At 63.1% G+C, this 10,892-nt stretch carries 9 protein-coding genes; 7 read left to right on the plus strand and 2 right to left on the minus strand.

What is annotated here, in order from left to right:
- Positions 1–112 precede the first annotated feature (112 nt).
- The gene (locus JQK88_RS27860) at positions 113–994 is read right to left on the minus strand and encodes an NmrA family NAD(P)-binding protein (protein WP_203280100.1); all 882 of its coding nucleotides are present in this window, start codon (positions 992–994) and stop codon (positions 113–115) included.
- Between the two features lie 389 nt (positions 995–1,383).
- Here JQK88_RS27860 and JQK88_RS27865 point away from each other — a divergent pair, with 389 nt between their 5' ends.
- Together JQK88_RS27865 and JQK88_RS27870 are read left to right on the plus strand one after the other, a co-directional pair.
- Positions 1,384–2,286, plus strand: coding sequence for a LysR family transcriptional regulator (locus JQK88_RS27865; protein ID WP_203280101.1), 903 nt, complete (start codon positions 1,384–1,386; stop codon positions 2,284–2,286).
- A 605-nt stretch (positions 2,287–2,891) separates the two neighbouring features.
- A complete protein-coding gene (locus JQK88_RS27870) occupies positions 2,892–3,200 on the plus strand; it encodes a DUF1236 domain-containing protein (protein ID WP_192251806.1) in 309 nt (102 codons plus the stop codon).
- A gap of 115 nt (positions 3,201–3,315) precedes the next feature.
- Here JQK88_RS27870 and JQK88_RS27875 read toward each other — a convergent pair whose 3' ends face one another.
- Positions 3,316–4,200 (minus strand): helix-turn-helix domain-containing protein, encoded by an 885-nt coding sequence (locus JQK88_RS27875; protein ID WP_203280102.1) that lies wholly within the window; start codon positions 4,198–4,200, stop codon positions 3,316–3,318.
- A gap of 106 nt (positions 4,201–4,306) precedes the next feature.
- On the opposite strand from JQK88_RS27875, the gene JQK88_RS27880 reads away from it, so the two are divergent.
- The 5 genes from JQK88_RS27880 (at position 4,307) to JQK88_RS27900 (ending at position 10,745) form a co-directional block, all read left to right on the plus strand.
- On the plus strand, positions 4,307–5,575 hold the full coding sequence (locus JQK88_RS27880; RefSeq protein ID WP_192251812.1) for an ABC transporter substrate-binding protein: 1,269 nt from the start codon (positions 4,307–4,309) through the stop codon (positions 5,573–5,575).
- 305 nt (positions 5,576–5,880) lie between these two features.
- On the plus strand, positions 5,881–6,741 hold the full coding sequence (locus JQK88_RS27885; protein WP_203280103.1) for a carbohydrate ABC transporter permease: 861 nt from the start codon (positions 5,881–5,883) through the stop codon (positions 6,739–6,741).
- A 13-nt stretch (positions 6,742–6,754) separates the two neighbouring features.
- Complete coding sequence (locus JQK88_RS27890) at positions 6,755–7,591, plus strand: carbohydrate ABC transporter permease (RefSeq protein WP_112560204.1); 837 nt, start codon at positions 6,755–6,757, stop codon at positions 7,589–7,591.
- A 13-nt stretch (positions 7,592–7,604) separates the two neighbouring features.
- Positions 7,605–8,684 (plus strand): ABC transporter ATP-binding protein, encoded by a 1,080-nt coding sequence (locus JQK88_RS27895; RefSeq protein WP_192251818.1) that lies wholly within the window; start codon positions 7,605–7,607, stop codon positions 8,682–8,684.
- A gap of 30 nt (positions 8,685–8,714) precedes the next feature.
- A complete protein-coding gene (locus tag JQK88_RS27900) occupies positions 8,715–10,745 on the plus strand; it encodes an aldo/keto reductase (RefSeq protein ID WP_192251821.1) in 2,031 nt (676 codons plus the stop codon).
- The last annotated feature ends 147 nt before the right edge of the window (positions 10,746–10,892 follow it).

Genomic DNA, 10,892 nt, shown 5'->3' on the forward strand with positions numbered 1-10,892 from the left:
CCTCACGTCACACCTCCCACTCCGGCGCCCTGTGTGATGATGGAGTCCATGACGGTGTCCTTTCGCGGATGGTACCGCCACACTGCTCCGGAAGTGGCGAGCCGTGACCGTGTCAGGCGGCTGCTTTGCCCCTGCTCGCCATGATGAGTTCGGCGATAACGCTGTCGAGCGTCGTCACCCCTTTGACCGCCGATCGACCTTGCTCGCTGAACTCGATCCATCCCTCGTTGAAGCCGTCGAGCATGCGCATCCGGGGCAATGGATTCCGCATTCCCTGGGTGCGAAAAATGTTCTCCCAGCTCTCGCGGGCCACCGTCTCGACCCGGACCGTGCGCTCCAGAGCGGTGGCAAAGGCGCGGGCGATATCGTTTGGCGACACGCGCGCGGGCCCCTCCAGCTCGACGACCCGCGTCCCGCTCCACTCCTCCTGGAGCAGCGCGGCCGCCAACCGCCCGACATCTTGCGTCGCAACCATCGGCAACGGCCTGTCGGCCGGCTGCAGGAAGCTGCGCAGCACGCCTTCGTCGCGCGCCGAGGGAATGTCCCAGAGCGCATTCTCCAGGAACCAGGCGGGCCTCAGGAAGGTGACCGGAAGGCCGATCTCTTCCAGCGACTGTTCCATCAGCGTGCGCTGGGTCAGCAGGTTTTCGTGCGGCGCATCCGCGCCGATGGTCGACAGGCAGACGACCTTGCCCGGGCGGGCCTTGGCCAGGGCCGCCGTCACGGCCGCGATGACACGCCTGGCCTCGGGAAAGCCGGGCTCCGGATCGAACTCGGAGGGCGGCAGGATGAAGACGCCCGCGGCACCCGTGAAGGCTGACGTCAGGCTTGCCGCGTCCTCCATCTCGGCGAGGGCGATGTCGCAGCCCAGGTCTCGCCACTCATTCGCCTTGGCCGCGTCGCGCAGAACGGCGCGGACGGGCTGTCCTTCGGCCAGAAGGCTGCGCGCCAGCGCGCCGCCGACCTTGCCGGTAATGCCGGTGATTGCATACATGATGGGTCTCCAGAAAGTTGATGTTTTCGCTTTGGCTCAGGCGAGCCCGGCATAGAGGCCGCGCTCGAATTCGCCGTAGAGCGCGACGACACGCTCGTCGTAGAAGGGCAGGACCTGGGTGAAGAGCGCGCCGGCGACTTGGCTGACTGGGTCGAGCCAGAAGTAGCAATTGAGCAGGCCGGCTCTTCTGCGTGTCGTTCATGGCTGGCTCTTTTCCGGATCGAAGCAAACGCGGCTTGCTCGGCCGCCCGCGGTGATGCCGGAGTTGTAGGCCGCACACGGGCGTGATTCACGCGCATTAAAGTCAGTGCTATAGTGACTCAAATTCACTTCCCGTGGCTGCCGGATGGAGGGCTGGTCGGGCAACTGCCGGGCGGAAGGGGGATCGAATGGTTTTCGACACGCGGTTGCTAACCGGCGTCGGCGTCCTGGCAGCGGTGACCGAGGCCGGGAATTTCGCCCGCGCCGCGGAGATGCTCGGCCTGACACCGTCGGCGGTCAGCCGGGCCGTCGCGCGTTTGGAGGCGCGGGTCGGCGTGCGGCTGTTCGACCGCAATCCACGCGGGGTCAGCCTCACAGAGGAAGGACGCCGCTTCCACACGCAGGTGATGCCACTTCTTGCCGGTCTGGATGAGGCGGCCGCCGAGGCCGCGGGCGCCGCGGCGGTCGTGCGCGGCCGGCTGCGCGTCTCGGTGGATCCGTGGTTCGCGCGCATGGTGCTTGCACCAAAGCTGCAGCAGTTCCTGGCTCGCTACCCCTTGCTCTCGGTCGATTTCTCCACCAGCAACTACCGTGAGGAGATGATGGCTGGCATGGATGTGGCGGTGCGCTTTGGCCCGCCCGACGCGTCATCCCTCATCGTGCGCAAGCTGCTGGAGACGCGTGTCCTGACGGTTGCCGCGCCGGCCTATCTCGAAAAGCACGGCGAACCGCAATCGCCCTATGACCTCGTTCACCACGAAACGATCCTCTTCCGGGATCCGCAGACCGGCCTGCCGTTTGCCTGGGAGTTCCAGCGCCGCACGGAGGTCAGCGAAGTCAAGGTCTCCAGCCGCCTGGTCATGGATGACCCTTCGGCGGCGATGGCCGCCTGCCTGGCCGGTCAAGGCATTTTCCAGAGCCTCGCGATTGGCCTGGCGCCCTTCCTGTCGCGAGGCGAGCTTGTTCAGATCCTGCCGGAGTGGTCGAAGGAACGCTTTCCGCTTTATGCCTATCATCCCTCGCGCCACCTGCCGCCGGCCAAGGTCCGCGCGCTTCTGGACTTCATCCAGGAAATTACTGTCCTGGCGTGATCGCCGACCTGCCGTGGCGCCCCAGGATCGCCATCCCGGCCTGACGGTCCTCATCGGTGCAACGAACAGTTCGCGCCGACATATAGATGCCCGCCGCCGCGGGAAGCAGCGGGCGCCCTGGGTTCGCGCCGGCGAAGGCACGGCCGCGCATCTTCAATATGTCGACAAGCTTTGGTTGCCGCATCCGGCCCTCTGCCTTTGACGTTAGGGACTTCGGTCGGACATCCCCTGGGACCGTAGTCCCACAGGCGGAACGATCGCACAGGGGCACCGTTCTCTGCAGTGAAGTCGGCTAACAGGAGCGAAAGGCAATGGATGATCGAGACACCAGCGTTATGGAAGCTCGGTGGCTTCTTGCTGTGCCCGTCTCCCTTATGTTGACGGTTCTTTTCGCCGGTTTCTGGCTTACGTGACTGGCCAGCGGCCCCGATCGTTTGTGAGGGATGCTCGACGAACCATCGGGCTGCTAACCCGGCAGTTAGTCACTGGAGCACGGAGCCAATAATTAGCAAGCTTACGGAACAATAGATACCTGGAAGAGTTGGATGTTTTGGGCAGAGAACATGTAGTGTTGAAATCGGCCCTTAACACCGAAAGGTTTTGTCATGAAAAAGTACCTTGTCACTATCACCGCAGGTCTTGCACTGGTCGCCGGAATTGGCGCAGCCGTTGCGGACACCGTCGTCGTTCTTAAGCCTGAGCAGGAGACAGTGGTCCGCGAATACATCCACAAGCAGAAGCTCGCATCGGTCAGCCTGCTCGGTGTGGAACTCAACGTTGGCACTGCTCTGCCGGATACGGTCGAGCTTCACCCAATCGACGTCCCCGACGTCAAGTACAAGTATACGGTCGTCGGAGACCATGCAGTCCTCGTCGACCCGGATACGCGCAAGATCGTTCAGATCATCGAGTAGCAGCTTCGGCTGGATGTCCTCCGGTCGCCGACGGCCCGCTCCTAGAGTTGTTCTTTGGGAGCGGGTTTTTCGCGTTGAATAGCCCGCGGTCGCAGCCGCTAGGGCAAGGACCCGACTAAAGCACGGTATATCCGGCGCTCGTACGCTCGCGGCGAAAATCCGAGGGCGACATGCCGGCCAGCTTGCGGAACGATTTGTTGAAGGCGCTGAGCGAGCCGAAGCCTGAATCCATGGCGACGCGCAGCACATTGGCGTCTTCATGCATCAAAAGCGCCTGCGCGTAGCTCAGCCGCAACAGGTTCATATATTCGTTGAGCGTCATGCCGGTCGACTTCTTGAAGATGCTCATGGCGTATTTCGGATGGATGTCGGCCGCCGCCGCTATGTCGACGCAGTCTATGTCGTAGAGGAAATTCTCCGCGATGAAGTCGCACATGCGCCCGACATTGCGCAGCGATTGCTGGTCGAACGGGCCGCCGGTTTCCTGGCCGATGGCGGTTTCCGGCACCAGCCGGTAGGGCTCGAACCGCACCCGCTCCAGCCGCAGCAGCAGCTCATTCACCGCGTGCTCGGTTATCGCCGGATCGCCCGAGCGGAAATAGCGGTTCCAACGCTCGAAATTGTGATGGTCCGCCGGGTCGGTGGCCGATGTCACCAGCGTGGCGCCCGTCATCAGCCGGTGGCGGATGTCCGTCGGCAGATGCAGGCGGAAGAAATGCACCAGCGGCAGATGCGCGCCGGCATAGATGGCGTCGTCGGAGAGATCGTCCATCTGGTGCGGCAGCCCGCCCCAGAACAGGCACATGTCACCGGCCGACAGCGAAATCTCGTGCTCGGCCATGCGGTAATGCACACTGCCATGGACGATGAAATTGACCTCGACCTGGGCATGCCAATGCGGCTTGAGCATCACCAGCGGGTGATTGTGGAACATCTGCAAGGCCATCGGCAGGCCTTCGACGCTGCTGGCGCCAGGCTGGTAAAACGGCCGTTCCGGCATCTTACTTTCCGCCCATTCTTTATTCCCTTTGTCGGGGACAAGCCTTCCGCGCTGCTTAGTTTAGCCATGCTCGCGAAGAGAGAGCAAATGAAATGGGAGGATTTCAATGCGCACGACACTGATCTGTGCCGCGCTGGCGCTTGGCTTGGGCTCAGGCCCGGCCCTGGCGCAGTCTGGCGAAATCACGATCTGGAGCTGGAACATCGCCGCTTCGTCGCTGAAGTCGACGATCGCCGGCTTCAACAAGCAATATCCCGACGTCAAGGTCACTGTTCAGGACCTCGGCAACCAGCCGACCTATGACAAGTCGATCGCCGGCTGTGCCGCCGGCGGCGTCGGCCTGCCGGATATCGTCTCGATCGAAAATGGCGAGGCCGAGAACTACTGGAGCCAGTTCCCCGACTGCTTCGTCGATTTGCACACGCTGGGCTACAGCGCAGACGACCAGAAGAAATTCCCCGATTTCAAGCGCACCGAACTGGAAGTGGGCGACAAGGCCTATGCCATGCCGTGGGATTCCGGCCCGGTCGCCGCCTTCTACCGTCGTGATTTCTACGAGAAGGCCGGCGTCGATCCGGCCTCGATCAAGACGTGGGACGATTTCATTGCCGCCGGCAAGAAGATCCAGGCCGCCAATCCCGGCGTCACCATGACCAATGCCGATTTCAACGGCGACACCGAATTCTTCCGCATGATCTCCAACGAGCAGGGCTGCGGTTATTTCGCCGAGGACGGGCAGTCGATCACCGTCAACCAGCCGAAATGCGTCGATACGCTGACCAAGATCAAGGACATGAAGGACGCCGGCATCATGTCGTCGGCCGACTGGGGCACCAAGATCACCAACAACACCGCCGGCACCGTCGCCACCCAGATCTATGGCGGCTGGTATGAGGGCACCATCCGCACCGAATCGGCCGGCGAAAATGGCAAATGGGGCGTCTACCCGATGCCGAGCTTGACCGCCGACGGCCCCCGCGCCGCCAATCTCGGCGGCTCGTCGCTCGCCATCACCTCGGCCTCGAAGAACAAGGAAGCGGCCTACGCCTATCTGAAATACACGCTGGAGACGAATGAGGGCCAGATCACCATGCTGAAGGAGTTCGGCCTGGTGCCGTCGCTGATCTCGGCGCTCGACGATCCCTATGTCTCTGAAGGCCTGCCCTATTGGGGCGGCCAGGCGGTGTGGAAGGATATTTTGGCCACCCTGCCCAAAGTGGTGCCGAGCCGCGGCACGCCGTTCCAGAGCGACGCCGAAATCATCATGCGCGCGGTGCAGACCAAATATCTGGGCGGCGGTTATCCGGATGCAAAGGCGGCACTTGACGATGCTGCCAGCCAGATCGCGGCAGCAACGGGGTTGCCGATCAAGTGACGAAGGCGGAGATGTTGGCGGGTCAGATATAGGGCAACTTGCCGGACTGTTGGCGCTGCCCCTCACCTGCCTGCCGGCATCCTCTCCCCGTATAGTGACGGGGAGAGGGACGCTCTCGCAGAACATTTCGCCAATCGCTGGCGTTGCAGGAAGAGCACCAAGGTTGCGGCCAGCCCCTTCTCCCCGTCACTATACGGGGAGAAGGTCCCGGCAGGGGGATGAGGGGCGGCGCCAAGCCTTAGTAATTGAACGCCGGCTAACAACAAGCCGGATATCAACCGGGAAAGCGGAAGGAGGAGGAGACCATGCGCTATCAGAACGCCACGGCGTATCGCTTCCTTACGCCCTACCTGCTGATCTTCGCCATCTTCTGGGTGTGGCCGATCATCTCCTCGTTCATGATCTCGTTCCAGGCGACGCGCACCGTGCCGTGGCGCTTTGCGCCGACCTTCAACTGGGGCCGGCTGATCGGCGACCCCGCTTTCTTCAACGCGCTGAAGAACACGCTGCTCATCCTCGTCATCCAGGTGCCGGTGATGATCTCGCTGGCGATCGTCATGGCGGTGCTGCTGAACTCGCCGCTGTTAAAAGCGCGCGCCCTCTACCGCTTCGCCTTCTTCGCACCGGTCGTGGTCGGCGAGGTCGCCTACTCCGCGGTGTTCCGGCTGATGTTCAATCTCGATTTCGGCATCATCAACAAGCTGCTCGCCGGCGTCGGCCTGGTCAAGATCGACTGGTTCTCCAATGTGACGCCGGCCATGGCGCTGATCATGATCGCGGTGACCTGGCGCTGGGCCGGCTACAACGCCATCATCCTGCTCGCCGGCCTGCAATCGATCCCCGAGGATGTCTATGAGGCGGCGACGCTCGACCGCGTCAGCAAGGTCAAACAATTCTTCTACATCACACTGCCGCTGCTCAAGCCGGTCATCGTCTTTTGCGCCGTGCTGTCGATCATCGGCACCATGCAGCTCTTCACCGAGCCATTCCTGATCACCGAGCGCGGCGGCCCGGGCGGCGGCACCGAGACGCTTGGCCTTTTGCTCTACCGCCAGGGATTCCGCTCGCTCAATTTCGGCTATGCCTCGGCCGTCGCCTACACCATGGCGGGCTTGGCCATCACCATCACGCTGGTGCAGTTGTGGCTGACAAGAGAGCCGAAATGAGAGAGGAGCCGAAATGAGCTCGCTCTCGCAACGCCGGCTCGGCCGCAGCCTGCTGCTGCATCTGTTCCTGACGCCGCTGGCGGTGATCTGGCTGTTTCCGCTGTGGATGATGATTGTCTTCTCGACCATGCCCGACAACGGCATCTTCAGCCCCGGCATCGAGCTCTTGCCGCACGACAATTTCCTCGCAAACTTCCACAATCTGCAGCGCGATACCGACTTTGTCGGCGCCATCGGCATTTCGGTCTCGGTGGCGGTGACCTACACCGTGCTGTCGGTGCTGCTGACCTCGATGGCGGGCTGGGCGCTGGCGCGCTACCATTTCGTCGGCAAAGGTTTCGTCGTCGCCATCATCCTCGGCACCATCACGCTGCCCTACGCGGTGGTGCTGATCCCGCAATTCATCATGGTGGCGCGCGACTTCCAGCTCGCCAACACCTGGGTGGCGTTGATCGTGCCGCCTTTGTTCAATTCACTCGGCGTTCTGTTCATGCGCCAGGCCTTCTCGATGATGCCGCACGATCTGTTCGACGCCGCCCGCGTGGAAGGCGTCAAGGAATGGCGCATCTTCCTGTTCGTCGCACTGCCGCTGGCGCGGCCGATGCTTGCGGCACTGGCCATCATTCTGTTCCTCGCCTCTTGGAACAATTACCTCTGGCCGCTGCTGATCAACAGCCAGCCCGGCGCGATGACAGCACCGGTGGCGCTCGGCACGCTGATCGGCCTGACCAAGGTCTCCTGGGGCGGCCTGATGGTCGGCGCCGTCATGCTGACCGTGCCGATGCTCGTCGTCTTCGTGCTGCTGCAGCGCCACTTCATCGCCGGCATTGCCGCTGGCGCCGTGAAATAGGGACAACAGCGACATGGCGGCAGTCACCCTCACCAACGTCATCAAGCGCTTCGGCGTCTATGAGATCATCCATGGCGCCAACATCGATATCGCCGACGGCGAGTTCGTCGTCTTTGTCGGCCCGTCCGGCTGCGGCAAGTCGACCTTGCTCAGGATGATCGCCGGGCTGGAGGACATCAGCGGCGGCGAGATCGCCATTGGCGGCAAGGTGATGAACGATGTCGAGCCGGCCGACCGCGGCATCGCCATGGTGTTCCAGTCCTACGCGCTCTACCCGCACATGACGGTGGGCCAGAATCTGAGCTTTGGCCTCAGAATGACCGGCAACCCGAAGGAGGACACCGATCGGCGGGTGAAGCGGGCCTCCGAGATCCTGCGCATCAGCGAGCTGATGGCGCGGCGGCCCAAGCAACTCTCCGGCGGCCAGCGCCAGCGTGTCGCCATCGGCCGCGCCATTGTGCGCGAACCGCAAGTGTTCCTGTTCGACGAGCCGCTGAGCAATCTCGACGCCGAGCTCAGGGTCCAGATGCGGGTCGAGATCTCGCGCCTGCACAAGGAGCTCGGCACGACGATGATCTACGTCACCCACGACCAGACCGAAGCGATGACGCTGGCCGACCGGATCGTGGTGCTGCGCGGCGGCCATGTCGAGCAGATCGGCCGGCCGCTCGATCTCTACGACAATCCCGACAACCAGTTTGTCGCCGGCTTTGTCGGTTCGCCGAAGATGAACTTCATCAAGGGTCGCGTCGTGGGCCGCAACACGAGAAGCGTCACCGTCGAGCTGGTGGGTGAGGAAAAGGCCCGTATCATCCAGCCGCTGGCCGGCGCCGTGCCGGAAACCGGAGCCAAGGTCATCGTCGGCGTGCGGCCCGAACATTTCGGCAATGCCGGCGAAGGCGATGCCGACCTCACCGTCGGTATCGACGTGGTCGAGCATCTCGGCGGCACCAGCTTCATCTATGCCAGGACCGCCCATGGCGAGGACCTGGTGATCCAGCGCGACGCGGCGAAGGTCCCCGAGACATCAGAGATCACCGTCTCCATCCGCAAATCCTATCTGTTCGATGAAAACGGCCAGCGTCTGCGCTGAGCCCTTCAAGCCTTTCCAAGGAGAACGACCATGACTTCAACCGCGCCCATCCGTTGGGGAATCCTCGGGCCGGGCGACATCGCCAAAGCCTTTGCCGGCGGCGTGGCCGGATCACGCACCGGCATGCTGGCAGCGCTCGGCGCCCGCAACCCCGGCAAGGAGGGCTTAGCCCAGACATTTCCCGGCGCCCGCATCCTCGACGGCTACCAGGCACTGCTCGACGACCCCGATATCGACGCCGTCTATATCGCCATACCGCATCCCGGCCACGCCGAATGGGCGATCAAGGCGGCCGAGGCCGGCAAGCACGTCCTGTGCGAAAAGCCGCTGGCGCTGACTGCCTTCGAGGCCGACGCCATGATCCATGCCGCGCGCAAGGCCGGCACCTTCCTCGGCGAAGCCTTCATGTACCGGCTGCACCCGCAGACGCTGAAGCTGGTCGAGCTGATCAAGTCCGGCGTCATCGGTGAAGTCAGAATGATCAAGTCGAGCTTCGGCTTCGCTATGCCGGGCTTCATGCCGGAGCACCGGCTTTACGCCAATGATCTTGCCGGCGGCGGCATTCTCGACGTTGGCGGCTATCCCGTCTCGATGGTGCGGCTGATCGCAGGCGCTGCGACGGGAAAACCCTTCGCCGAGCCGGACAAGGTTGCCGGCGCCGCCCATCTCGGCCAGTCCGGCGTCGATGAATGGGCTTCGGCACTGCTGCATTTCCCGGGTGGGATCGTCGCCCAGGTGTCCTGCAGCATCTCACTCAACCAGGAGAATGTGCTCTCGATCCTCGGCACCAAGGGCCGCATCGAGGTGCCGGATTTCTGGTTCGCCGGCGGCAACCGTGATGTCGGCCTCGGCAAGATCGACGTCATCAAGTCTGATGGCACGCGCGAAACCATCAGCGTCAACGAAACCCGCCATCTCTATTCCTTCGAGGTCGACGCCGCGGGCGAGGCGATCCTGGCCGGGAGCCAGGAATTCGCCTGGCCGGGCATGGGTTGGGCCGATAGCCTCGGCACGCTGCGCGTGCTCGACAGATGGCGCGCTGCCGTCGGCCTCGAATACGAGATCGAAAAGCCGGCTAAGCGCATTAACACCATCTCCGGCCGGCCGCTGCGCACCGATGGCACCGCCATCGGCAAGCGCACGATTCCAGGCCTCTCGAAACCGGCCTCCGTGGTGGCGCTCGGCTTCGAGGATTTCCGCACCTTCTCCTCCGGCTCGATCCTGCTCGACGCCTTTTTCGAGGCCGGCGGCAATCTGTTCGACACCGGCTATGTCTACGGCGCCGGCTACACCGAGACGCTGCTTGGCCAGTGGCTGAAAAACCGTGGCGTGCGCGAACAGTCGGTGATCATCGCCAAGGGCGCACACTCGCCGCTCTGCTATCCCGATGTCATCGGCAAGCAGCTCGCCCAGTCGCTCGACCGGCTGCAGACCGACCATGTCGACATCTATTTCATGCACCGCGACAATCCCGATGTACCGGTCGGCGAGTTCGTCGATGCGATGGACGCCGAGGCGAAAGCCGGCCGCATCCGCGGTCCGTTCGGCGGCTCCAACTGGACGATGGCGCGCATGGACGAGGCGATCGCTTATGCCGACAGGACCGGCAAACAGAAGCCTGGCGCCCTTTCCAACAATTTCTCGCTGGCCGAAATGCTGGAGCCGATCTGGGCCGGCTGCATCACCTCATCCACCGACGACTGGAAGGCATGGTTGACGAGGCGGCAGATGCCGAACTTCGCCTGGTCGAGCCAGGGCCGCGGCTTCTTCACCGACCGCGCCGGCCGCGACAAGCAGGACAATGAGGAGCTGGTCCGGGTCTGGTACTCCGAGAAAAACTTCGGCCGCCGCGACCGCGCCATCGAACTGGCGAACCGGCTGGGCAAAAGCCCGATCCATATCGCGCTCGCCTATGTGCTGGCCCAGCCCTTCCCGTCGGTGCCATTGATCGGTCCGCGCACGCTGGACGAACTGGAGGACAGTTTGAAGGCGCTGGATATCAAGCTGTCGGCGGAGGATGTGGCGTGGCTGGATAATGGGCCGGAAAGGCGGAGGGCTTAGCGCAGCTAATCTCCCCCGCAAGGGCAGGGGAATCGCAGATAAGTTGATTGGCTCTTGCCAAGTAGGAAAAGAGGGATTCTTGAGAGGCTTTCTCGCTACAGAGGAGGCCGCGGTGCCGTTGATTATGTCTATCCTGCGAGAGGTTCG

It is taken from the genome of Mesorhizobium caraganae (assembly GCF_016836705.1).
GTDB lineage: Bacteria > Pseudomonadota > Alphaproteobacteria > Rhizobiales > Rhizobiaceae > Mesorhizobium > Mesorhizobium caraganae.

Coding starts and splice junctions, on each gene's coding strand:
- JQK88_RS27860 (WP_203280100.1), bottom strand. CDS start 994: ATGTATGCAATCACCGGCATTACCGGCAAGGTCGGCGGCGCGCTGGCG.
- JQK88_RS27865 (WP_203280101.1), top strand. CDS start 1,384: ATGGTTTTCGACACGCGGTTGCTAACCGGCGTCGGCGTCCTGGCAGCG.
- JQK88_RS27870 (WP_192251806.1), top strand. CDS start 2,892: ATGAAAAAGTACCTTGTCACTATCACCGCAGGTCTTGCACTGGTCGCC.
- JQK88_RS27875 (WP_203280102.1), bottom strand. CDS start 4,200: ATGCCGGAACGGCCGTTTTACCAGCCTGGCGCCAGCAGCGTCGAAGGC.
- JQK88_RS27880 (WP_192251812.1), top strand. CDS start 4,307: ATGCGCACGACACTGATCTGTGCCGCGCTGGCGCTTGGCTTGGGCTCA.
- JQK88_RS27885 (WP_203280103.1), top strand. CDS start 5,881: ATGCGCTATCAGAACGCCACGGCGTATCGCTTCCTTACGCCCTACCTG.
- JQK88_RS27890 (WP_112560204.1), top strand. CDS start 6,755: ATGAGCTCGCTCTCGCAACGCCGGCTCGGCCGCAGCCTGCTGCTGCAT.
- JQK88_RS27895 (WP_192251818.1), top strand. CDS start 7,605: ATGGCGGCAGTCACCCTCACCAACGTCATCAAGCGCTTCGGCGTCTAT.
- JQK88_RS27900 (WP_192251821.1), top strand. CDS start 8,715: ATGACTTCAACCGCGCCCATCCGTTGGGGAATCCTCGGGCCGGGCGAC.